General features: G+C 69.9%; 20 protein-coding genes. 6 read left to right on the top strand and 14 right to left on the bottom strand.

Translation table 11 applies throughout. The annotated features are described in order from the left end of the window. Positions 1 to 8 precede the first annotated feature (8 nt). Genes ACQCO7_RS01350 through ACQCO7_RS01370 form a run of 5 tightly spaced genes read right to left on the bottom strand, consistent with a single transcriptional unit; the run spans position 9 to position 6,568 of the window. Positions 9 to 1,736: a B12-binding domain-containing radical SAM protein gene (locus ACQCO7_RS01350; RefSeq protein ID WP_464070000.1), complete on the bottom strand. Its 1,728-nt coding sequence runs from the start codon at positions 1,734 to 1,736 to the stop codon at positions 9 to 11. Continuing rightward, positions 1,729 to 3,432 (bottom strand): beta-ketoacyl synthase N-terminal-like domain-containing protein, encoded by a 1,704-nt coding sequence (locus tag ACQCO7_RS01355; RefSeq protein WP_464070001.1) that lies wholly within the window; start codon positions 3,430 to 3,432, stop codon positions 1,729 to 1,731. The genes ACQCO7_RS01350 and ACQCO7_RS01355 overlap by 8 nt, the downstream gene beginning before the upstream one ends. After that, complete coding sequence (locus tag ACQCO7_RS01360) at positions 3,429 to 4,337, bottom strand: glycosyltransferase family 2 protein (RefSeq protein ID WP_464070002.1); 909 nt, start codon at positions 4,335 to 4,337, stop codon at positions 3,429 to 3,431. Before ACQCO7_RS01360 ends, ACQCO7_RS01355 begins: the two co-directional genes overlap by 4 nt. A 23-nt stretch (positions 4,338 to 4,360) precedes the next feature. Then, positions 4,361 to 4,636, bottom strand: a complete 276-nt coding sequence (locus ACQCO7_RS01365) for an acyl carrier protein (RefSeq protein ID WP_464070003.1) — start codon at positions 4,634 to 4,636, stop codon at positions 4,361 to 4,363. 30 nt (positions 4,637 to 4,666) lie between these two features. Further along, positions 4,667 to 6,568, bottom strand: a complete 1,902-nt coding sequence (locus ACQCO7_RS01370) for a KedN5 family methylcobalamin-dependent radical SAM C-methyltransferase (RefSeq protein WP_464070004.1) — start codon at positions 6,566 to 6,568, stop codon at positions 4,667 to 4,669. 497 nt (positions 6,569 to 7,065) lie between these two features. Between ACQCO7_RS01370 and ACQCO7_RS01375 the strand changes: the two genes are divergently transcribed. The 3 genes from ACQCO7_RS01375 to ACQCO7_RS01385 are packed head-to-tail and all read left to right on the top strand — an operon-like array spanning position 7,066 to position 9,257. Further along, the gene (locus ACQCO7_RS01375; RefSeq protein WP_464070005.1) at positions 7,066 to 8,094 is read left to right on the top strand and encodes a PIG-L deacetylase family protein; all 1,029 of its coding nucleotides are present in this window, start codon (positions 7,066 to 7,068) and stop codon (positions 8,092 to 8,094) included. Between the two features lie 12 nt (positions 8,095 to 8,106). Continuing rightward, complete coding sequence (locus ACQCO7_RS01380; RefSeq protein ID WP_464070006.1) at positions 8,107 to 8,739, top strand: hypothetical protein; 633 nt, start codon at positions 8,107 to 8,109, stop codon at positions 8,737 to 8,739. Beyond that, the gene (locus ACQCO7_RS01385) at positions 8,739 to 9,257 is read left to right on the top strand and encodes a DEAD/DEAH box helicase family protein (protein ID WP_464070007.1); all 519 of its coding nucleotides are present in this window, start codon (positions 8,739 to 8,741) and stop codon (positions 9,255 to 9,257) included. Before ACQCO7_RS01380 ends, ACQCO7_RS01385 begins: the two co-directional genes overlap by 1 nt. Positions 9,258 to 9,292: 35 nt before the next feature. Here ACQCO7_RS01385 and ACQCO7_RS01390 read toward each other — a convergent pair whose 3' ends face one another. Then, positions 9,293 to 10,354, bottom strand: coding sequence for a methyltransferase (locus ACQCO7_RS01390; RefSeq protein ID WP_464070008.1), 1,062 nt, complete (start codon positions 10,352 to 10,354; stop codon positions 9,293 to 9,295). 79 nt (positions 10,355 to 10,433) lie between these two features. After that, positions 10,434 to 11,552, bottom strand: a complete 1,119-nt coding sequence (locus ACQCO7_RS01395; protein WP_464070009.1) for a radical SAM protein — start codon at positions 11,550 to 11,552, stop codon at positions 10,434 to 10,436. Between the two features lie 273 nt (positions 11,553 to 11,825). Between ACQCO7_RS01395 and ACQCO7_RS01400 the strand changes: the two genes are divergently transcribed. From ACQCO7_RS01400 to ACQCO7_RS01410, 3 genes are read left to right on the top strand one after another with little or no spacing between them, the layout of a single operon-like run. Beyond that, on the top strand, positions 11,826 to 13,532 hold the full coding sequence (locus tag ACQCO7_RS01400) for a carbamoyltransferase family protein (RefSeq protein WP_464070010.1): 1,707 nt from the start codon (positions 11,826 to 11,828) through the stop codon (positions 13,530 to 13,532). After that, positions 13,529 to 14,728 carry a DegT/DnrJ/EryC1/StrS family aminotransferase gene (locus ACQCO7_RS01405; RefSeq protein ID WP_464070011.1) on the top strand — a complete coding sequence of 400 codons (1,200 nt, stop codon included), beginning with the start codon at positions 13,529 to 13,531 and terminating at the stop codon, positions 14,726 to 14,728. The genes ACQCO7_RS01400 and ACQCO7_RS01405 overlap by 4 nt, the downstream gene beginning before the upstream one ends. Positions 14,729 to 14,767: 39 nt before the next feature. Continuing rightward, positions 14,768 to 15,256, top strand: a complete 489-nt coding sequence (locus tag ACQCO7_RS01410; protein WP_464070012.1) for a glutathione peroxidase — start codon at positions 14,768 to 14,770, stop codon at positions 15,254 to 15,256. Between the two features lie 40 nt (positions 15,257 to 15,296). Here the strand turns inward: ACQCO7_RS01410 and ACQCO7_RS01415 are convergent, their stop codons facing one another. From ACQCO7_RS01415 to ACQCO7_RS01445, 7 genes are all read right to left on the bottom strand, one after another. Continuing rightward, entirely contained in the window at positions 15,297 to 16,340 is a 1,044-nt protein-coding gene (locus ACQCO7_RS01415) for an SGNH/GDSL hydrolase family protein (RefSeq protein ID WP_464070013.1), read from the bottom strand. 205 nt (positions 16,341 to 16,545) lie between these two features. Further along, positions 16,546 to 17,508 (bottom strand): PDR/VanB family oxidoreductase, encoded by a 963-nt coding sequence (locus ACQCO7_RS01420; protein WP_464070014.1) that lies wholly within the window; start codon positions 17,506 to 17,508, stop codon positions 16,546 to 16,548. Positions 17,509 to 17,557: 49 nt separating this feature from the next. Next, entirely contained in the window at positions 17,558 to 18,907 is a 1,350-nt protein-coding gene (locus ACQCO7_RS01425) for an SCP2 sterol-binding domain-containing protein (protein WP_464070015.1), read from the bottom strand. Positions 18,908 to 19,021: 114 nt separating this feature from the next. Further along, positions 19,022 to 19,615, bottom strand: a complete 594-nt coding sequence (locus ACQCO7_RS01430; protein ID WP_464070016.1) for a Rossmann-fold NAD(P)-binding domain-containing protein — start codon at positions 19,613 to 19,615, stop codon at positions 19,022 to 19,024. Further along, positions 19,587 to 19,721 (bottom strand): hypothetical protein, encoded by a 135-nt coding sequence (locus tag ACQCO7_RS01435; protein WP_464070017.1) that lies wholly within the window; start codon positions 19,719 to 19,721, stop codon positions 19,587 to 19,589. Before ACQCO7_RS01435 ends, ACQCO7_RS01430 begins: the two co-directional genes overlap by 29 nt. 44 nt (positions 19,722 to 19,765) lie before the next feature. Continuing rightward, positions 19,766 to 20,467: an SDR family oxidoreductase gene (locus ACQCO7_RS01440; RefSeq protein ID WP_464070018.1), complete on the bottom strand. Its 702-nt coding sequence runs from the start codon at positions 20,465 to 20,467 to the stop codon at positions 19,766 to 19,768. Positions 20,468 to 20,567: 100 nt separating this feature from the next. Then, a complete protein-coding gene (locus ACQCO7_RS01445; protein WP_464070019.1) occupies positions 20,568 to 21,434 on the bottom strand; it encodes an alpha/beta fold hydrolase in 867 nt (288 codons plus the stop codon). Between the last annotated feature and the right edge of the window lie 61 nt (positions 21,435 to 21,495).

The raw sequence follows: 21,495 nt of genomic DNA on the forward strand, positions 1-21,495 counted from the left end.
CGGCCGGGTCAGCCGGCCATGACCTGCTCTCCGCACAGCCTCTTGGTCTCTTCGACGAACACCTGGTAGGTCTCGCCCAGTACCCTGCGGTCGTAGGCGTCGACCAGCGTGCGCAGCTCGGCTTCGAGCCGTTCGGCGAGCCGTGGCGGGTTCTCGTCCGCGAGGAGCAGCCCGACGTTGAGGAAGGCCACCAGCAGGTCCGGCAGGCCGTCGGCCCACCCGCGCAGCCGGCTGAGCAGCGGGCGCAGCCCCTGCTCCCCCCGGGCCCTGCGCGCCCTGGTGGCGTCGACGATCATCTGGGCGACGAAGGGCAGTTCCTCCTTGCGGTTGGCGACCTCCGCGCTCACCGTGCTCCAGGCCGTCCACACGTCCTCGACCCGGGGGTCCGGGATGCGGTACTCCCGGCGGGCCTCCAGCAGGACGTCCCTGGCCGGTCCCTCGACGCCCGGGAGTTCCGGCGGAGTCGGATCGGCGATCTTGTCGTACATCTCCGTGCCGCGCAGGGCGATGGCGCGGCTGATGAAGGAGAACGGGTTCTCGCTCACGGCGATGTCGGCGGCCACGATGAACTTGAGGTTCTCCCAGAGTTCGTCGAGGGTGGTGCCCGGTTCGACCATGATCCAGCCGGGTTCGAGTTCGATGCCCTCCTTCTTGAACAGGCGGGCGGCGTCGAAGTTGTACTCCACCATGGTTCCCTTGCGGAACCGTTTGGCCATCGTCGGGGCCCCGGTCTCCATGCCGAGCAGCGCGGAGGCCATGCCGGCCCGGCGCAGGGTGTTCAGGGCCTCCCGGTCGATGAGGCCGGTGTCGACGCGGAACTCGGAGTGGAAGGAGATGTCCAGCCCCCGGCGGAGGATCTCCTCCGCGAAGCCGACGGCGTGGTGGTAGCCCTCCTGGAAGGCGCCGCCGAAGTTGTCGTCGTTGAACCACAGGAACCGGGTGCCGAACTCCCGTTGCAGGTACTCGATCTCGTCCACGACGTCGACCGGCGAGCGGACCCGCCAGGCGTTGCCCGCCGTGACGCCCGGCGCCCGGGGCACGTAGCAGAAGGTGCACTTGGCGTGGCAGCCACGGCTGGTGTAGGTCGACGCCACCGGTGTGGGGATGCCGTTCTTGCGGTGGTGCACGAGCAGGTCCCGGGCCGGCCAGGGCTCCTGGGTGAGATCGGGAAGTTTGGGCGGGCCGCTGCTGCGGACCCGGCCCTCCTGCCAGAACCACAGCCCCGGCACACCGTGCCAGTCACGGCCGGCCGCCAGGCACTCCATCAGCCCTTCCACCGTCAGCTCGCCCTCGCCGAAGGCCACACAGTCCGCCTCCGGGATGCGCTCGGCTATCAGCTTGGCGTTGTACGTGCAGAACGCCCCGCCGATCGCCACGAACACCGACGGATCGGCCTCACGCACACACCGCAGCAACCGCACCGCGTCCACGATGTGCAGGTCGTACATGATGCTGATCCCGACGAACTTCGGCCGCTCACGCCGGATCAGATCCGTGATCACCTCATCGCTCGGATTACGCCCGTGCAGGTTCAGCGCCCGCACCGAATAACCGCACGACCTCAGGTGACCGGCGATACAGGCCACCCCCAGGTTCTCCCGGACCTTCTCGTAGAAGAGGCGCATCGCCGGGTCCAGGCGGAGGTACTCCTCGTCGTTGATCAGGACGTTCTGGTTGTTGACACTGGAGAACCCGGTGAGGATCTCCCGGGGTGTCATCAGCACCGCGTCAGCCATCCGTACCCCACTCCCTGCGCCCGGCCGCGCCTCCCGTCAGGAGGAACGCGGCGTTGTTGCCGCCGAACCCGAAGTTGTTCACCAGCACGGAGCGAATCCCGTCACAGGGCTCCGGATCGCGCAGTACCCGCACATGCCGCGCGTCGAGGGGCTTGCGCAGCCCGGGGGTTCCCGGAAGCACCTGGTGGCGCAGGGCCCGGACCGCCGCCACGACGCCGGGGAACACCGAGGCGTGCAGCAGGTGGCCGGCCGCCCCCTTGTACGAGCTGACCGGGACACCCCGCCAGTCGTGCTCGGCGCCGATCTGGTCCAGGGCCAGCAGTTCGGCCTCGTCGCCCTGCCGGGTGCCGGGGGCGTGGCCGTGGACGTAGTCGACGGTGGTGAGGCCGGCCATGGCCAGCGCGTCGCGCATGCACGCGGCGCCGATATGCGCGTTGAGCCGGCTGACGCCCTGTCCCGCGACCCGGCAGGAGATCCCGCTGAGCGTCGCCAGGGGCGTCTGGCCACGGGCCGCCGCGCGCTCGGCGGTCTCCAGCACGATCACTCCGGCGCCCTCTCCTATGGTGACGCCGGAGCGGTGCTCGTCGAACGGGCGGGCGGCGGTCGTGCTCGTCGCGCGCAGCACGTCGAGGCAGGCGTAGTCGTAGGCGTTGAGGGACGACACCCCGGTGACGACGGCCGTGTCCGCCAGGCCGCACAGCAGCCATTCGCGTGCCATGGCCAGTCCGAAGGCGCCCGAGGCGCAGGCGTGGGCCAGCAGTACCGCGTCCGGCGGGGCGACGCCCGATCCGTCCGCGTCCCAGTCGGGCTCCACCGCGATCTCGTCGATCCGGGGGGCGCCGGCGACCTGCGGGAGGTGCGGGACGACCCCGGCGGACACGAGCAGGGTCCGGCCCGGCAGTTCGTCGAGTCCCGCCTCCCGCAGCGCCTCCGAGCGCGCCCGCTCCAGCAGCGCACGGCGTGTCGGGTGCCCGGGGGGCGCCTGGACCCGTGTCTGGCACACGGTTCTGCTGCGGAAGCGGGACGCGTCGAACCGGGTCAGCTCGGACAGTTCCCGTCGGCCGTCCAGCAGGCCCTGCCAGAACGCGGTCCCTCCGTCGCCGAAGGCGGTGACCAGGCCGGTGCCGGAGACGACCACGGACGGTTCGCCGGGTTCGCCGGTCCGGGAGGCGCGGGCGCCGTCGGCGGCGGTCACGGGGACGGCCGCGACCCGGTAGCCGTCCTCGTGCTCGGCCTGTACGACCTCGCACACGACCATCGCCTCGTGCAGTCCGGCGGCGAGGGCGCCCCACGCCCAGCGCACCGCCTGGAGGGTGGCCGCGCGCGGGCTGATCAGCACATGGCCCGTCCCGTTCCAGCCGGTGGCCCGCGCCAGCTCCTGGAGCAGTTGCGCCGGTTCCGGGGTCATGGCCTCGGACGGCCGTAGCCTGCGGCCCCCCGCCTCGGCCTCCACGCACCGGCCGACGTACTGAGAGGTGGCCGCCACGCAGTAGTCGGTGGCCGCCATGAGCACGGGGACACCGGCGCGCAGGGCGGCGGGCAGGTGGTCGAGCGCGGTGGACAGCACGTCGACGAAGGCGGCGGGCAGGGACTCTCCGGCGGCGAGGACGGACAGGTCCCGCCGGGAGCGCAGTGCCTCCAGCGACCGGGGCGCCGTTCCGCCCACGATCACCGTGCCTGCCGTCGGGTGCGTCATGACACCGCCGTTCCGGGTGCCAGTGCGGGGCCGAGTCTCGCGGCCAGCTCGTCGAGGGAGAGGCGGCCGGTGAGGAAGGGGCCGACGTCCGCGAGGCGCGGGTCGCCGTGCCGGTCGGCGACGCGCCGCCAGAACCTCGGCAGGAGGTCGCCGGTGTCCCGGCGGGCCGTCGGCAGGTGGTACGCGGTCGCGTCGAGCAGGCCGAAGGCGGTGCCCTCGGCGGCGAGCCGCAGTCCCAGTTCGAGGTCCTCGCCGCCCCACAGCTGTCCGTAGTGCTCGTCGAAGCCTCCGACTCCGTCGAACACCGTGCGCCGGACGCTGGTACTGGTGCCGATGCAGCTCAGCCAGCGCAGCGGGGCGTACGCGGGTGACCGTGTCACCTGCCGGGCGGTCCGTTCGATGAACGAGCGGCGTGGCCCGAGCAGGGGGACGGCGGAGTCGAGGCCGGCGACGGTGGCGGGGTCGATCATGCGGCCCCGGGCGCCGATCAGGGCCGTTCGCAGGGGCCGGGGGTCGGGCGTCAGCGCGAACGCGGACAGATCGGTGACGGCGCCGTGCACCACGGTGTCACCGGCCGCCTCCCGGTGGGCCGCGAGGTGCGCCGCCAGGAGCCCGGGGGTGGCCAGGGTGTCGTCGTCGAGGAAGAGCAGGAGTTCCCCGCGTGCCAGCCGGGCCCCGGTGTTGCGGGCGCGGGCCACCCCGCGCCCGCCCGTGGTGGCCTGGCGGACCGGCAGGCCCGGGGGAAGGGCGGACAGCACCTCTTCCACCGCGCCGCGCTCCGGTGCGTCGTCGACCAGGACGACCTCGAACCGCTCACGGTCAAGGGTCTGGTGTCCCAGGGCCGTCAGGGCGAGCAGGAGCCGGGTGGTCCGGTCGCGGGTCGGTACGACCACGCTGACCGCCACGGCTGCCGGTGTCATGGCCGTCGTCACGTCAGGGAGGGGCTCTCGCCGGCCTTCTGCTGGAGGATGTAGGAGGCGAGGCCCTCGATGGAGAAGAGGGTCTCCTCCGTCAGGTCCTCGTCCTCGAAGACGACATCGAACTTCTCCTCAAGGATCAGCAGGTACTCCAGGGCGTCCAGCGAGCTGAACCCGTACTGGTCCACGAGGCTGGCGTCGCCCTCCTGGGGGGTCGGCCGGTGCTCGCCCTTGGTCATGCCCGCCGCTATCTCGTGGAGCTCCCGAATCAGCCCGGCGCGGTCCATCGTCGTGTCTCCCGTGGTGAAGGATCTCGGTCAAACCTTGGTGAACTGTTCGTCGAGCTGCTGCTCGGTCAGCCCGCGGAAGCGGTCCATGCGGAAGTAGTGCTGGAGGTCACCGCCGAATTCGGTCCGGTAGTAGAAGTCAGCGGTGTGGCGCTCCGGTTCCGTGCTCACCGTCTCCCCGCGCCGCAGCGCGGCGATCAGCCGGGGCACGGGGTGGGTGAACTCCGTGTCGCTGCGCAGGTACCAGCTCTCGCCGTACTTGCTGACGACCGGGAGGTCCTCCTCGGGGCCCGATCCGTCGGGCAGCCGGCGGACGGGCTGGCACAGCAGGTCGTAGCGGAACACCTCGTCGAGGACCGGCAGCAGGTGCTCGGGCAGCGCGGGGCGCATGGCCTCCTCCCACCACTGCCGCAGCAGCCGCTTGGTGAGCAGTCGCCAGACGTTGGGGTCGACGAGTTCACTGGCGGAGTTCGCCGGCCTGGCCACCGCGCACAGCTCCCTGGCGTCGGGGTCCTCGCTCTTGTCGACCCAGTCGGAGAAGCTGAGGAGCACCTGTGACTGGGGGACGCCGGCGAGCGAGCGCAGGGCGACCCAGATGTTGTGCAGGAACAGGCTCCGGGCCAGGACGCGGTTCCAGCAGATGAAGCGGAGCATGCGCTCGTTGTCCGCGAGCGTCATCGTCCGGTGGGAGAGCACGTAGTCGAAGTCGTCCTGCTCGCCGCGCACGGTCACCAGTCCGTGCTGTTCGCGCTTGTCGTGGTATTCGGTGTTCGGCAGCAGCATCAGCGGGTGGACCGCGATGAACGGCGTGTGCTGTGCCGCGCGGTCATAACCGTCCAGGAACGATTCGACCGTCTCGCCCGGTGCCCCCCAGATCAGTTCCAGGTACGGGGTGATGCCGTGATCGGTCAGCCAGGCGACGAGGCTTTCCCAGTCGTTCAGCTTCATGTTCCGCCGGCGCATGAGATCCAGCACCGAGTCGTCCATCGTCTGGAGGGCGAGGATGAAGGCGCTGTGCATCCCGGACTGTTTCATCTTCTCCATGATGCGGTAGAAGCCGGGTGACTTGTTCTTGGCCCAGGAGGTTTCCAGCCGCTTCGGGAACCCGTACTTGCGGCGCACCCGGAGCATGTCGTCCAGGAATTCCTCGTCCTGGCGCATGAGTCCGAAATTGGAGTCGGCGAGCATCAGGATATCCGCGCCGTGCCGCCCCAGGACTTCGAGTTCCTCGCGCAGCCGCTCCCGGGAGAACGCCCGGATCTTCTGCCCGGTGGCGCCTCCCCAATAACAGAAGGCGCACTTGTACGGGCACCCCCGGTTCGTTTCCATCAGCGCGTAGTCGTAGCGGAAGCCGCCCTTTTTGTCGACCAGTGGAATCGCGCCGGTCAGAATGGGGGACGGCAGGATCTCCAGGTCCTGGATGCGCTCGCGTTCGGGGGTGGTGACCAGGTTCCCGTCGGCCTCGCGGAAGGAGATGCCGCCGATCTCGTGGAGTTCGCCGCGCTGGGCGCCGTCGAGGTAGCCGTTCAGCAGGTCGCGGAAGATCAGCTCTCCCTCGCCGTTCACCACCACGTCGACCTGGGGGAACATGCGGAAGACCCGCTCGGCCTGGTAGGCGACGTGGTTGCCGCCGAAGACGACCCAGCCCTGCGGGTTCATCTGCTTGAACGTCTCCGCGAGGGTTCCGAAGGCGCGGAAGTTCCAGCCGAGGACGGAGAAGCAGAGGATGTCGGGGCAGCCGTCCCGGATCAGGTCCCGGGCCATGGCGTTCAGGCCGGCGTCGCCCGGATAGTTCCTGATGGAGATGTCCATGCGGCGTCGAATGCGGTCGTCCGCGTCGGCATAGGCCTTGAGGTAGCCGATCGCCAGAGGCATGGAGGCAGCGGAATTCCCCCAGACTCCTTGTTGAACCAGCAGTACGCGAGTCTCCATTCCCCTGCCTCGTCCTCTGAGTCGCCCGACAGGTCAAATCGCACTTTGAGGCTACAGGAGAAGATCTCCGACGCAATGGCGCATCCGGAACCGGGCCGTCGGCGTGGCCTATTCCCTGCGTTTACCATCCGTTCGGCCCTGTCGACGGCCTGATGACGGCCACCGCCCGGGTCCGGTTCCGCCGCTCACGGCACCTTCGGAAAAATGGGCGCTGACATGCGAACTTCGTCGGCGCGGGCCCGGCCGCCGCCGAATTCCGGAGACGGCCTCCGGATGTAACGCGCGAACCGAAACGAATGACCGAAAGCTATCGTCCCGGTGGTTACCCAGGGCAATCGTGATCATTAGAGCACGGTATTTTCGGCCACCCGTCCCCCCATTTTCTGCCTCTTCGGATCACGCCCTGGGCACACCTGGAGGTGATCTGTATGCTCCGGCCCTATGGCGTCTGTCATTCGTCACCACGGGCTCGGAGTCATCGGAGTTATCGGAGTTACATGACGGAGATTCCTGACACGTGGTACCCGACGGTCCTGCCGCACGTGGAAACAGTGGACGGGAAACTGCGTTTCCTGGGGCACCGGGTCGAGGGGTACGGCCGTCTGCCGGACCGTGCCGCCACCCTGCTGTCCCGCTGCGACGGCAGCCGTCCCCTCGCCGGGTTCCCCGAGGCGGACCGCGAGACCATCGGCCGGTGGCATCGGCACGGCCTGCTGCTCATGGCGCCCCCGCTCCCGCCCGGCCCCCCGGCCACCGAACCCCCGGTGATCGTGTCCCCGCATCCGGACGACGCCGCGCTGGCCCTCGGCGGGACGGTGGCCCGGCAGAGCGCCCGGTTCCTCGACGTCTTCAGCGTCGAGACCTGGACCAAGGACCCGTACTACGCCGAGCGCCCGGCGCTGACCCAGCGTCTGCTGCTGGACGAGGAGGGCGTCGCCGCCCGTGTGCTGCGCGCCCGGGTGGAGCTGCTGGGCTTCGTCGACGCCGCCGACCGCGACCTCAGACGGGACCGGTTCTTCACCGACCCGGCCTGGTCCGACGGGTCCGTACGGGAGGAACCTCAGCTCTTCGACGCCCTCACCGAACGCCTCGCCCCCCTGTTGGAGGGCGTCGGCCCGGTCTACGCGCCCCTCGGCGTCGGCGGCCACGTCGACCATGTCGCCTGCCGGGAGGCGGTGCTCGAACTGGCCCGGACCGGCCGGCTCGGCGCGGCGCGGGTCGCCTTCTACGAGGACCAGCCGTACTCCCTGTTCTCCTCCGCGGAGGAGACCGCGAAGAACCTCGGCGCGCGCCTGGCCGGGCAGGGACTCGGCGGGCTGCGCCCCGAGCTGCTGCCCGTGGACGACGAGGCGCTGCTCACCAAGTGTGAGGCGCTGGGCGCTTACCGTATCCAGGTACGCAAGGGCATCATCCAGCGCATCCGCCGGCACGGCGTGCGCCTGGCGGAGGGCTCCGGGTTCCCGGCCGCCGAGCGGATCTGGCTGATGCGTCCCCCGACAAGCGACCGCGGCCCCGCCGCTCTGTGAAGGGTTTCCTCCATGTACGTACTGGCTCAGTCCCTGACACCGGCAGACCTGGAGGTGCTCGCGGAGGCATGTGCCGAAGTGGGCATCGCCCTGCATGTCACGGACCCCGCGACGGGCCACGCCCCGCCGCCCGGCGCGCTGCTGGTCTCCTTCCACCGGGTCGCCGCCGCCCGGCCGGACGACCTGTCCGTGGCGGACCTCAAACGCCGGGGCGGTTACGCCGTCGCCGTGCTGGACAGCGTCTCCGCCACCGAGGTCCTGGCGGCGGTCACCGCCGGCTACGGCTTCACGCTGGCCAGTCCCCTGCGGCGGCCCAGGCTCGTGGAGACCCTCAGCTATCTCAAGACGGTCACGCCGTCCGAGAACACCCAGGTGCTCACGCTCGCGAACGGCTCGCTGAACTCCGCCGCGAAGTCGTTGCCCGTGACCGACGCCGAGGCGGGGCTGCTGCGCCTGCTGTCCGGCCGGCCGGGCCAGATCGTCTCCCGCGAGGAACTCAGCGAGGCCACGGGCGGGGAGGACGTGAACAAGGTGACCTCGGTCCTGAAACAGAAGTTCCTGGACATCGACTCCGGCGCGAAGCTCCTGAAGATCCCGCACCTGGGCTTCCGCCTGGTCGGCACGGTCCACGAGGGGGCCAGCTGATGCGGGCCGTGGTGATCACCGGCGCCCCGGGCGTGGGCAAGACCCGGCTGGGACACCAGCTGGTGACGCGGTACGGCATGCCGGCCGCCGCGATGGACTGCGATCCCATCGTCCACCCCTGGAACGGCGGCGAGGAGGTGTACGACCTGATGGCCTCGACCGTACGCGCGGCCCTGCCCGTCTACCGGGAGTGGGGTGCCCGCGTCGTGATCGTCACCGGGGTGGTCCTCGCGGGCCGTGCCTACGAACGCTTCCAGAAGGTGTTCGAGGAACTCGGCGCGGAGGCGGTCTACTACGGCCTGCGGGCGGACCCTGAGGCGCTGGCCGCCCGGATCGAGAGCGACGCGGGCGGCCGGCTGTTCGTGGAGGGCCGGCTGGCGGAGCGCCACCTCGACGCGGAGGTGCCGGACGTGCCCGGCGTCCGGCTGGTCGACACCACGCACCTGACGCTGACGGAGGTCGCCGACGCGGTCGCGGCCCTGGAACGCGCCGACCTCGGGCCGACGGTCACCGGATGACCGGGGGCTGACCCGTGGGCCGCCCCCGGTGTCGATCACTGGAAGCGGCCCACCGCCAGGCCCTCGCCGTCGCAGCGCACCGAGAGGACGAAGCCGTAGTAGTGGGTGGCACCGATCCGCGTGACGTACTCCCGGACCTCGTCGCCGAGCGGGCCGGTGAGCTGCTGTTCCTCGTCGCGGGGTGCGAAGGCGGGCCAGCGCGGGGGTGTGGAGGGCCGCAGCAGCAGCCGTCCGAAGACCCCCAGGCGGCACAGTTCGGCTTCCAGTTCCGGGACGAAGAACGGCCCGCGCTCGTCCCCGTAGGCCGCGGCCTGGAGCAGCGCCTCGCCTTCCCGGGTGAGGAGTCCGGGGACCTGGCGCAGGAGTTCCCAGAAGAACTCCAGGCCGTCAAGACCCGCCTCGCCGGCCAGCCAGCCGAGCGAGCCGCGGCGCAGCGGGAGGCAGGGCGGGTTGGAGACGACCAGGTCGAACCGGGAGTCCAGCGACAGGGACATGATGTCCCCCTCGACGGCGGTCAGCCGGTCCCCCAGCCCGTTGATGTGGGCGTTGACCGTCGCGGCGGCCGTGCACTCCGGGTTGACGTCGACCGACAGCACCTCGGCGCCGTTGCGGGCCGCCGACAGTCCGAGGATGCCGGTGCCGCATCCCAGGTCCAGGGCCGACCGGGCACCTCGGCGCGCCGCCACCAGCCGGGAGAGCGTCATCGAGTCGGTGCCGACCCAGGGCGCGTACGAGCCGGTGTCCCGGCCCGCCGCCCGCCAGGCGGCCAGCAGCGACATGCCCTCGCCTCGGACCAGGCAGTAGTCGGCCGAGATCTTCCCCGACTCCTCGGAGAGCACCCGGGCGCGGAGCAGCAGGTCGAGCAGGGGTGCGGGGACCTCGGAGCGGACGTCGGACTCCGCCACCTGCTCCCCGAAGACGAACAGGGAGGACAGGACCGACTCGGCGGCCAGGCTGGTGGAGATCGCCGCCAGGGTCTCGGGGTTGCGCCACGGCGCCAGCTCACCGAGCCAGTCCCCGGCGAGCGTGAGCAGATCATGCTGGGGGAGCGTGAGAAGCCTCTCCAGGCCGGCACCCGTGAAATCGTCGTCGGACATCCCATCCACGGAAATCATTACGTCTCCTCGTGGCCTCGGTATGCTCTGGGGTCTTCTGGCATTCCGCCGCCCACGGGGGTCAGTGGGACGACGGTTCCCCGGCCGGCTCGAAGACCGGCGTGAACGCCGATTTCAGCTCGCGTAGCCGTTCCAGAGCGCGGGGTCCGGCGTACGGGGCGCAGCGCGCGATTTCCTGCTCGGAGATGTTCCCGAACAGATAGAGGTTGACCACGTCGATCGGTCCGGTGCAGCTCTTGCAATACGGGAAGCGCGGCCGGGGCTGCATGAACATATCGTAGTGCTGGTGTTTCCCGAACTGTTCGTGGATGAGTTCGGGATTCTCCTTTATGTTGCCCATGGGTTTGAGCCAGGCATAGGGGCAGCAGGAGACGTCTCCCTGTCCGAAGAGTTGCATCGTGGTGGCCGTCGCGTAACACCGCAGAGTGCGGACGCCGGTGCTCAGCTGATTCCCGATGTGTTCCACGAAGGCCCGTGGGGGAAGTACCTCGGACAGTTCGTCGTAGCGTTCGAGGAGTGGCGCGAAATGGTCGCCGAGGGGCGGTGCGTGGGTGGTCCTGGTCTCGCCGCGCACCGGGAAGAAGTAGAGCATCACGCCGCGCCCGTACCGCTCCAGCAGGAACTCGGCGAAATCCGCCTGGCCGGTGGCGTTGACGTCGCTGATCACCGACTGGATCTCGATGGGGATGCCCAGCTCCACCGCGTGGTCCAGGTGGCGCATGATGACGTCGAAGAGCTTGTGCTGCTTCGGCGGCAGCCGGTGGCTGTTCATCTCCAGGGTGTGGCCGTCGAGGGAGAGGCACAGCTGGACGTTGCCCAGCTCGGCGAGCGCCTCAAGCCGGTGCGGTGTCAGGAAGGCGCCGTTGGTGATGACCTGGACGACCTCGTACTTCTCGCTGCACTCCGCGACGAACTCGGTGGAGCCTTTCAGCCAGAAGAACTCGCCGCCGCTCAGGCGCATGATGGGGCTGTCCACCTGGCGGTGGTAGGCGTCGAGGATCTCGTGCCAGTCCGCTCGCCGGTCGGTGGTCAGGCGCAGGCGGGCGTCCGGGACCGCCATGAGGAGGTTGAAGTCCTCGGTGAGGCAGTAGGAGCACCGCATCTGGCACAGCTGTTCCTCGATGACCATGTCGTTCATCAGGAGTTTGAGACGGTCCTGCCCATCGCGATTCGCGAACATCGCATCACGATATTGACTCTTCAGGGCCATGCCTATCACCGCACCCAGGTCGTATTCGCGCACGACTCTTCCGTTGGGCGACGATCCTAACTTCACCTTCAAGACAGGGGCAATGAAGGTTACCGAGGGCGTTGCCGTTCGGCCGGAAGTCGACTTGATCCGGCCCGAGGATGGCTCATATCCGCCTGCTGACTGACTCGTTGCGACCGGGTAACCTTACGCCCCACGTACTCGCCAAATCCGCAGACCTGCACCGGGAGTAAGGACGGCAGTATGCTCGCTCTGGGGCTCGGCGGTTCCAACCACGATTTCTCTGCCTGTCTCGTCGAGAACGGCGAGATCGCCGTCGGTATTGAAGAGGAGCGGCTGCGGCGCCGCAAATACGCGGTCAATGTGAATTCGCTGGCGAACCAGTGCTGGCGATACTGCCTGACGACACACGAGGTGCGTCTCGCCGACGTGGACGCGATCGTCGCGGACGACACCCTGCTGCCCAGCTGTTATTTCCCGTTCCGCAGCCGGACGACGCTCATCCGCCACCACCTGGCGCACGCCGCCAGCGCCTTCCTCCCCTCGCCCTTCCCCGAGGCCGCGGTCCTCGTGGTCGACGGGGCCGGCAGCCTCTTCGAGGGCCAGGGCGTCGAGACCATGACCATGTCGGTCGGCAACGGCACGGAGATCACCGAGATCTCCAAGGTGTACGGGACCAACTGGAGCACCGACGGCCTGCGGGAGGCCCGGGTCTACCAGGCCGGGGACAGCGACCACTCGCTGGGCTTCATGTACAAGGCGGTCAGCAGGGCCATCGGCTTCACCCTCTACGAGGAGGGCCCCTGGTACCTGACCGAGGACGGCAAGACCATGGGGCTGGCGCCCTACGGGAGCGACCGCTACCGGGCGGAGTTCCGGCGCCACCTCGCCCTGCTGCCGGAGGGCCGCTTCGAGCTGCACCTCAAGGACGGCGGGCTGCTGGACTTCGTCGAGCACGCCCTGGACGGCCTTGAGGGGGACGAGCGCTTCGCGCGCGGCGCCGACCTCGCCTGGGCCGCCCAGGACCTGCTGGAGACCGCCGTCCTGCACGCCGCCGGCTGGCTGCACCGGGAGACCGGTCTCACCCGCCTGTGCCTGGCGGGCGGTGTCGTCCTCAACTCGGTCGCCAACGGCAAGATCCTGCGGCACACGCCGTTCACCGACGTCTTCGCCCAGCCCGCCGCGGGCGACAACGGCTGCGCGGTCGGCTGCGCCTACTACGGCTACCACGTCCTCGGCGAGCAGCCCCGGCCGCGTGGTCCGAAGGCCCCGCGCACGGCACCCCGGCCGCAGCGCCACACCTACCTCGGCCGCCGGTACACCGACGAGGAGATCCAGCGCGCGCTCGACGCCTCGGGCCTGCCCCACCGCCGGGTGGAACGGCCGGCCCGGCTGGCCGCCGGCCTGCTGCCGCAGGGCGCGCTCATCGGCTGGTTCACCGGGGGCTCGGAGTTCGGGCCGCGCGCCCTCGGCCACCGCAGCATCCTCGCCGACCCCCGCCGCGCGGAGATGAAGGACATCCTCAACAGCAAGGTCAAGCACCGCGAGGCGTTCCGACCGTTCGCCCCCGCCGTCCTGGCCCACCGGGCCGCCGAGTACTTCGACCTCGGCATCGAGTCGCCGTACATGCTGCTCGTCGCGCCGGTGCGGGACGACAAGCGCCAGGAGGTGCCGGCCATCACCCACGTGGACGGCACGGCGCGGGTCCAGACGCTGACGCCGGAGGCGAACGGCGCCTTCTACGAACTGGTGGAACGGTTCGGCGAACTCACCTCCGTACCCGTGGTGCTCAACACCTCCTTCAACGACCGCGGCGAGCCGATCGTGGAGACCCCCGAGCAGGCGCTGGCCTTCTTCGGGCCGAGCCAGCTCGACTACCTCTTCCTGGAGGACTTCGTGGTGGCGCACAGCGCGACGGACCTCGACACGGTGACGGAGGCGGGCGCGTGACGGGCGCCCCGGGGATGCGGTACGAGACCTGGCGGGCCCTCGCGCTGTGGGGCGACGAGGAGGAGGCCGCCGCCCTGGAGGTGATCCGGTCACGGTCGCTGTTCCGTTACTACGGGCCGGACCTGGGCCACCGGACCGACCGGTTCGAGGCCGCGTTCTCCGAGACAGCCGGGGTCGCGCACACCGTCGCCGTGTCGTCGGGCACCGCCGCGCTCACCGCCGCGATGATCGGCCTCGGGATACCGGCCGGGGCCGAGGTGATCGTGCCCGCCGTGACCTTCGTCGGCAGCGTCGGCGCCGTCGTCGCCGCCCGTGGCGTCCCCGTCTTCGCCGAGGTCGACGACTCGCTGACCCTGGACCCCGCGCTGCTGGAGGAGCGGATCACCGAGCGGACCTGGGGGGTCATGCCGGTGCACCTGGGCAATGTCGCCGCCGACATGGAGCCCGTCCTGGAGGTCGCGCGGCGACGCGGACTGCGGGTGATCGAGGACGCGGCCCAGGCCGCCGGCGTCCGGTACCGGGGACGGCCCGTGGGCAGCCTCGGCGACGCGGGCGCGTTCAGCTTCCAGCTCGACAAGAACATCACCGCCGGCGAGGGCGGCGCGGTCACCACGGCCGACGCCGACGTGTACGACCGGGTGGCCCGGTACCAGGACCAGGGCGGCCAGTTCACCACCGCCAAGGGCGCGACGCGCGGGAGCGGCGACGGCCCGCCGTTCGTCGGCGTCAACCTGCGCATGACCGAGCTGACCGCGGCCGTCCTGTCCGCACAGCTCCCCCGGCTGGCCCCCATGTGCCGGCGGCTGCGGGACGTGGCACGCCGGGTACGCGGCGAGGTCGCCGATCTGCCGGTCCGCTGGCGGAGGCTGCCGGACGAGGAGGGGTCGGGCGGCGACCTCACGCTGTTCCTCGACTCCCGGCTCCAGGCGCGTGCCTTGGTCGCCGACCTGAACGCCGCCGGCATCCCGGCCCACACCATGTACCAGGGGCAGCCGGTCACGGCCAACCGCGCCGTACGGGAGGGCCGGACACCCTGGGGCGTGGAGTGGGAGCGCCCTGCGCGCTACCGGATCAGCGAGGGGCTCCTCGGCCGCTCCGTCACCATCGGGCTGGGCGCCGCCATGACCGACGAGGACGTCGACGCCGTCGTCACCGCCTTCCGCAAGAGCTACCAGGACGTCACCGCGGCCAGCTGAACGATCCCGGCCGTCCGTCACCGACACGAGCGGAGCGACATGTCCCTGTACGACATCCCCGTCCGCACCCTCGCCGGGGAGCCCGGTGACCTGAGCCCCTATCGGGGCAAGGTCCTTCTCGTGGTGAACGTGGCCTCGCGGTGCGGGCGCACGCCGCAGTACGCGGCGCTCGAAGAACTGCACCGGCGCTACGGACCTCGCGGGTTCACCGTCCTGGGCTTCCCCTGCAACCAGTTCGGGCAGCAGGAGCCGGGCACCTCCGAGGAGATCCAGGAGTTCTGCTCGACCACGTACGACGTCACCTTCCCGCTCTTCGAGAAGGTGGACGTGAACGGTACGCGACGGCATCCGGTCTACGAGATCCTCACCGCCGCCCACGACGAACGCGGGGTGGGCGGGGACGTCGAGTGGAACTTCGAGAAGTTCCTCGTCTCGCCCGACGGCTCGGTGATCCAGCGCATCGGGTCGCGCGTCAAGCCGGACGCCCCTGACGTCATCGCCCGGATCGAAGCGCTGCTGCCGTCCTGACGCCGAAGCCGTCGGACCGGGCTCCGGCGTCAGGGTTCGGTCAGTGCCGGCGGAGAGCCAGGCGGATCGCCCGCTCCACGTGGACCGCCGTGTTGGCGTGTCCCGCGGCGTTGGGGTGGATCATCGTGGCGTGCTTGTCGATGGGAGCGCACTCCACGCCCGTGCCGGGGAACGTGGTGGGCCAGTAGTCGGCGGCGTCGCCGCAGATCCCTTCCATCCACTTGGTGCCCTCGGGCTGACAGACGTCGTGGCCCTCGCTGGACGAGAAGACGTTGACGTAGCGGTCACCGAAGGACGCCGAGGCCCGCTGGAGCGTCCTGTTCAGCGGCTTGAGGACGTCGTCGCGGAGCCAGTCGATGTCGGCGTGGGTGGTCGTGCCGAGTCCGGTGAGGGACCCTCGGGCACAGGCGCTGCCCCGGGTCGGCATGATGGTCGGGTAGCCGATGTTGATCACCTTGGCGTTGGGCGCGGCCCGGTGCACCTCGGCCAGCATCTCGACGTACTCGTTCTGGACCCGGGCGAGCCTCTCCCCGACGCTCTCCACCCCTGCGGGCGGGTCGGTGAAGTACGCGCGGCAGGACTGGTCGACCGCGCCCAGTTCGAGGCACTTGGGGAAGATGTCGCCGAAGGGCAGGCTGTTGCCGCCGATGGCGATGGTGACGATGTCGGTCCCGGCGTCGAGCCCGGCCCGCTCGATCTGCGTGTCCACCGCGGGCCAGCCGCCGGGCGGGGTCTCGACCGGGCTGATCGGCGTCTGCCTGACCTTGGCGATGTTCGCGATGACGGCGCTGCTGCACGCGACGTTGGTCAGGCGGACGTGCTTGCCCGGCGGGACCTCGGCGAGTCTCCGTTCGACCACGCTGGGGTAGGAGCCGCTGGTCCTTGCGCAGCCGTCCTGCGACGGATCTCCCAGCGGGGGCTGTGGGTCGCCGACGAAGACGCCGGCGGTGAACGAGTCGCCGAGCGCGGCCCACTCGTACGCGTCGGCCGCGCCGGCAGAGCCGGCGGGTAAGAGCGTGGCCGCGGCGAGCGTGAGCCCGACGGCCAGGGCTCGTGTGCGCGGGCGGGAGACAGCGTGTCGCATGGATACTCCAGGGTCAGTGGAAGACGTCCGGGGCGGAACGCACCTCGATCAAGATTGTCCGGGCCGTGACCCCGCCCTGTCCGGCGAAACAGCCCGTCATCATCCGATGGACCCATTTGGTCGAATCTTTAGCGTCGACTGCCGACCATTTTGCTAAAATCCCGCGCGCCCCCCGGCAGGGCCCAGCCGCTCTTCCGGGAACGGATCAGAGGTCCAGCACCAGGCGGTCGCCCTTGGCCCGCGAGACGCAGATCATCATGGTGTCGCCCGCCGCACGTTCCTCGTCGTTCAGGACCGAGTCGCGGTGGTCGATCCCGCCGGAGAGGACCGTCGTTTCGCAGGTTCCGCAGATGCCTTCCTCGCACGAGGTCATCACCGAGACGCCGGCCCCCGCTACGGCCTCCAGGACGGACATGTTCTCGGAGACCTTCACTGTCCGGCCGCTCTGGGCGAGTTCGACCTCGAAGGTCGTGAGCGGGCCGGTGGTGGCGTCCGTCTTCGGGGTGAAGCGCTCCAGGTGCAGGGAGCCGGCCGGCCACTTCGCGCAGCCGGCCTCGACCGCCGCGAGCAGGGGTTCCGGGCCGCAGGTGTAGACGGCCGTCTTCCGTTGCGGCTTGCCGAGCAGGGCGGGCAGGTCCAGCAGCCCGTACTCGTCCTGCGGTCGCAGGCTCACCCGGTCTCCGTACGTCTGGCGCAGGGTCTGCGCGAAGGCCATCGACGCTCGGGTACGGCCGCCGTAGACGAGACGCCAGTCGGCGCGGGTCGCGTCGACGGCCGCGATCATGGGGAGGATCGGGGTGACGCCGATGCCGCCCGCGATGAACAGGTAGCTCTTGGCCTTCACGAGCGGGAAGTGGTTGCGCGGGCCGCGTACGCGCACCGGCTCGCCTTCGGTGAGCACGTCGTGCACGTGGCTCGACCCGCCCCGGCTCTCCGGTTCACGCAGCACCGCGATCTGGAGGCGGGACCGGTCCGCCGGGTCCCCGCACAGTGAGTACTGCCGGACGAGGTCGGCTCGCAGGACCAGGTCGATGTGTGCTCCCGGCTCCCATTCCGGCAGGGGTCGGCCTGCCGGGTCCCGCAGCGTCAGCAGTACGACGCCGTCGGCTATCGCTTCTTTGCGTTCGAGTACGAGGTCGAGTTCGGTCTCGGTGCCGAGAGTGCTCATGACCGGCCTTTCGCTTTGTCGGGGGTGGTCTGCTTTTATTCGTGACCGATCAGGACGGAAAGCAACGGCCGAATTCGCGCAACAGCCGAGGAGAGCCCTGCAATTTGATCTGGCGCCGGACCAGTGCCCACGCCAGCACGGTCGGTTTGGTGAGGAAACGCAGCCAAGTGGCCGTGTCGGCGGTGACCTTGAGATCCGCGTCGCCGTGATGTCCGTCGGTGATATCGAGTTCACGGTCATGGATGGTCACGGTGATCTGCCGGGACTCGGCTCCGGTGAAGGTGAAGTGGTAGGTGGCGGACATGTCCTTGGCCTGTTCGCGCTGGAAGATCAGCGGCATGCCTTCCACGAGGCCGTCGATACTGTTCGCGCGCAGGCTCATCGCGACATGCTTCGTCCGCTTGTTCGGGAACTGTCTGGCCACGTGCTGCTCGGCGTCGGAGCCGGGGACGACGTAGACGGTCTCTTCCTTGTCCACCAGGGGGCGTACGACCTGGGTCAGGTGCGACTTGCGGTTCTCCAGCCAGGGCCCGATGACGTCCTCGCCGGCCGGGCACACCGACATGCAGTAGGCGGCTTTGTAGTTGGCGCCGAAGGACAGGCTCTGCCACATGGACGCGCTCTCGCTGTCACTCACGCGCGAGCGGTAGTCGTCGGCGGTTCGGCTTTCGGCGACCTGTTCCGCCCAGTCGCCGAATCCCCCCATGAATTCACGGTAGTTGTGGGTGTAGCAGGCGGAGAAGTTGAAGTGGCCGTCGGACGCGATCGCCCCGGTCGGGCAGGCCGTCACGCACAGCTTGCATTCCAGGCAGGGGTTGTAGTCGATGGGGCGGTCGTATGCGCTGACTTCGCTGTCGACGAGGATGGTGCCCAGCAGGATGAAATTGCCGAACTGGGGGTGGATGACGTTGCGGTGGATTCCCATCTTGCCGAGTCCGGCCGCGACGGCGACCGGTTTGTGCCCGACGACCCACGTCTTCCGGGGGAACTTGTCCATTTCCATCGGAAAGCCCATCGCGGGGTTGATGGCGCGTACGCCCATCGCCTCCAGCTCCCCCACCACGTGCCGCCCGACCTCGTTGGTGTGGTCGCCGGTGTGGTGGAACTCCAGGTTGGCCACCGAGCGCGCCGGGGTGCGGATGTTCTCCCGGTTCATCCGGGTCACGAAGCTGATCAGCGTACGGACACCCGGCAGCGCGGCTTCCAGGTCCGCCCGCTGGTCGGCGATGTCCGGCCGGTCGATCTCGACGAAACCGACGTCATCCGCGCCCGCGTCGAGACACAGTTGCCGCAGCCGGACGGCGTCCAGTGGCCCGGCGGGCCGGGTGACGCCGTGATCGTTCCGCTGGCGGACTTTCACGACGGTGGGATGGTCGCCGAGCCTGTTCTTGCCGGCCATCGGGCATCCTTTCCTGTTTGTCCGACGCGGTGGGAGGTACACACGACCGCGTCACGCACTTCGATGGGGGGTGGATCAGCAGGCCGCGTTCAGCGGCGAGTTGGGGCAGAGAGGTCATCCGGACGCCGGGCAGGGCGCACGCGATGCGGGTGGCGCGGATACTCGGATCGGGGTCGAAACCGTGGCTGGAGACGCTTCCGCTGACGCGCGTGCCAGCTCAGCGCAGCCGCCAACTCCTGGTTGTGCGGGTAGTTCTCCAGCGCCCACCGCACAGATCAGCCGGGTCAGGGTCTTCATGTGCTGCGCGGTGTGCGGGAGTTCGCCGAGGCTGCCGTCGACGAAGGCCGCGTTCCAGGTCTCGACGTCCTCGGGAACGTAGGCGACCGGGTGCCCCAGCACGGCCGCGAAGTCCTCCGCCACGTCGTATCCGGCGACGGGTGCGAGCCGGTGCTCGCCGAAGGGCAGGCGCGGTTCGCCCTTGCTCAGCGGCTCCAGCGCGAGCCAGGTCGGCAGGGGGTTCTCGACGAACACGGCCCCGCGGATGTTGACGGTGGGCAGGCCCGACCACTCCATGACGAGCCCGCCGAGCAACGCGCGCCGTTCCTCCAGCGGTGCGGTCATCTTCTCCAGCGTCATGAACGACTGCTCGTACTCGGAGATGCCGACGAACGCCGCGATGTCACCCTGCGCGTACGCCGCCGCGATCATCAGGCCGGCGGCAGCCCTTCGGTGCGGCGGTCACGTCGGCCAGGTTCAGCAGGTCGCCGACGAAGACCTCGGCTCCGGCGATCAGGACGGGAGGGGTTTCTGACATCAGGGTGCCCTTTGCCGGGTCGGAGTGGGTCGGGGGTCACCGTGCTACTGGTTCAGCTGCGCGTACAGCGCTTCCAGGTCCTCGGACAGCTGCGACTTGACCCAGCGGGTGGTGTCGTCGGCGAGGACCTCGTGGGCTCCCGCCTCGATGCCGTCGAGCGCTGCCACGGCGACGTCGCGGGGGTCGGCCTTGGCCGCGTCGAGCCCCGACGTCATGTCGGTGTCCACGTAGGCGACATGGAGTCCGGTCACCGCGATGCCGCGCGGCTTCAGCTCCAGGCGCAGGGAGTTGGTCTGCGACCACAGGGCGGCTTTCGAGGCGCTGTACGGCGTGCCGTCGGCCAGCCAGGACAGGGCGGAGTGGACGTTGAGTATGTGTCCGCCGCCGTTGCGCTCGATGATCGGTGCGAAGGCGCGGGTGACCAGCAGGGGGCCGTAGAAGTTGGTCTCCAGGTCCCGGCGTACGTCGTCCATCGGGGAGTCGAGGTAGGAGGCGCGGACCGAGGCGCCGGCGTTGTTGATCAGGACGGTGACGTCCTGGGCCTGTTCGGCGGCGGCCGTCACGGACGCCGGGTCGGTCACTTCGAGTGCGAGCGCCACGGCGCGGGAGTGCGTCACCGTGCGCGGGTCGCGGGCCGTCGCGTAGACCTTGGCGGCGCCGCGCTCGTAGAGATTCTCCACCAGCATCCTGCCGATGCCCCGGCCGCCTCCGGTGACGAGGACGGTGGCGCCCTTGAGTGTTGTCACGACTGCCTCCAGAAGTAGGAAACCGATCGGTTTCAGTGACTGTAAACCGATCGGTTTCACGATGCAAGCCCGGCAGGCGGTGACCCCGGCCGAGGGTCGGTCACGCCACCGCGTTCACCAGACCGGCCACCACCTCGGGCCTCTCCAGCGCGATGAAATGACCCACCCCCGGCACCTGCGTGAACTCGGCGGAAGGCAGCAGTTCCCTGTTGGCCTCCCGGTCCGAGGGCCGGGACCAGTCGTTCTCGCCGTAGACGAGGTGGACGGGGGCCTTGACCTCGGGGTAGCGCGAGCGGGCCGCGATGAGGCTGGGGATGCTCTGGTACACCCCTCGGGCCACGGCCGGATAGCCGGGACGGCCGCCCACCTGGAGGAGTTCGTCCACGTAGTCCTCCCGCAGAGCGCTCTTGTCGCTCAGTCCGCCCTGGAGGATCCTGCGCACGACCGGCCGGGGCTCCACCCCGGCGACCGTCGGGCCCACGCCCGGAGCGAGAACGGCGCCGACCACCACCCGGGCGAGGAGGCTGGAGCGGGCGATCCCGTCGCGGAAGTCGTACGTGTTCACCGCGACGACGCGCCGCACCCGTTCCGGCAGATCCGCCGCGGCGGTCAGGGCGAGCACCGCGCCCATGGACTCCCCCACCAGGGTCGCGTCCCGCAGGTCGAGTTCGGTGAGGAGCCGTTCGACGCCCGCGCGCATGGCGGGCTCGTCGTGCGACGCTCCGGGCACGATCTCGGAGTAGCCCATCCCCGGCAGATCGAGGGCGTAGACCGTGTAGTGGTCCGCGATCAGCGGGATGAGGGAGCGGAAGTGCTCGGCCTGCGTGCGCACGGTGTGCAGCAGGACCAGAGGCGCACCGGAACCGGCCTTGAGGTAGCGCAGCTCTCCCTCGCGAGGGTGGCGTCCCGCGCGCGGGGCGAGCGTGTGGCTGGTGGTCCCGGGGATGCGGATCGTGGGGTGGGGCATCTCGCCGACTCCTTGCGTGTGTGCTGCGGAAACGTGACTGGCGCGGTCCGGTGGAGCGGAC

This window comes from Streptomyces saintjeani (assembly GCF_055409605.1).

Excerpts from the sequence above, each read along its gene's own strand:
- ACQCO7_RS01420 (WP_464070014.1), bottom strand. The coding sequence starts at position 17,508 with ATGAGCACTCTCGGCACCGAGACCGAACTCGACCTCGTACTCGAACGC.
- ACQCO7_RS01355 (WP_464070001.1), bottom strand. The coding sequence starts at position 3,432 with ATGACGCACCCGACGGCAGGCACGGTGATCGTGGGCGGAACGGCGCCC.
- ACQCO7_RS01380 (WP_464070006.1), top strand. The coding sequence starts at position 8,107 with ATGTACGTACTGGCTCAGTCCCTGACACCGGCAGACCTGGAGGTGCTC.
- ACQCO7_RS01385 (WP_464070007.1), top strand. The coding sequence starts at position 8,739 with ATGCGGGCCGTGGTGATCACCGGCGCCCCGGGCGTGGGCAAGACCCGG.
- ACQCO7_RS01410 (WP_464070012.1), top strand. The coding sequence starts at position 14,768 with ATGTCCCTGTACGACATCCCCGTCCGCACCCTCGCCGGGGAGCCCGGT.
- ACQCO7_RS01395 (WP_464070009.1), bottom strand. The coding sequence starts at position 11,552 with ATGTTCGCGAATCGCGATGGGCAGGACCGTCTCAAACTCCTGATGAAC.
- ACQCO7_RS01430 (WP_464070016.1), bottom strand. The coding sequence starts at position 19,615 with ATGATCGCGGCGGCGTACGCGCAGGGTGACATCGCGGCGTTCGTCGGC.
- ACQCO7_RS01445 (WP_464070019.1), bottom strand. The coding sequence starts at position 21,434 with ATGCCCCACCCCACGATCCGCATCCCCGGGACCACCAGCCACACGCTC.
- ACQCO7_RS01400 (WP_464070010.1), top strand. The coding sequence starts at position 11,826 with ATGCTCGCTCTGGGGCTCGGCGGTTCCAACCACGATTTCTCTGCCTGT.
- ACQCO7_RS01390 (WP_464070008.1), bottom strand. The coding sequence starts at position 10,354 with ATGTCCGACGACGATTTCACGGGTGCCGGCCTGGAGAGGCTTCTCACG.
- ACQCO7_RS01370 (WP_464070004.1), bottom strand. The coding sequence starts at position 6,568 with ATGGAGACTCGCGTACTGCTGGTTCAACAAGGAGTCTGGGGGAATTCC.
- ACQCO7_RS01375 (WP_464070005.1), top strand. The coding sequence starts at position 7,066 with ATGACGGAGATTCCTGACACGTGGTACCCGACGGTCCTGCCGCACGTG.
- ACQCO7_RS01435 (WP_464070017.1), bottom strand. The coding sequence starts at position 19,721 with ATGTCAGAAACCCCTCCCGTCCTGATCGCCGGAGCCGAGGTCTTCGTC.
- ACQCO7_RS01425 (WP_464070015.1), bottom strand. The coding sequence starts at position 18,907 with ATGGCCGGCAAGAACAGGCTCGGCGACCATCCCACCGTCGTGAAAGTC.
- ACQCO7_RS01365 (WP_464070003.1), bottom strand. The coding sequence starts at position 4,636 with ATGGACCGCGCCGGGCTGATTCGGGAGCTCCACGAGATAGCGGCGGGC.
- ACQCO7_RS01350 (WP_464070000.1), bottom strand. The coding sequence starts at position 1,736 with ATGGCTGACGCGGTGCTGATGACACCCCGGGAGATCCTCACCGGGTTC.
- ACQCO7_RS01415 (WP_464070013.1), bottom strand. The coding sequence starts at position 16,340 with ATGCGACACGCTGTCTCCCGCCCGCGCACACGAGCCCTGGCCGTCGGG.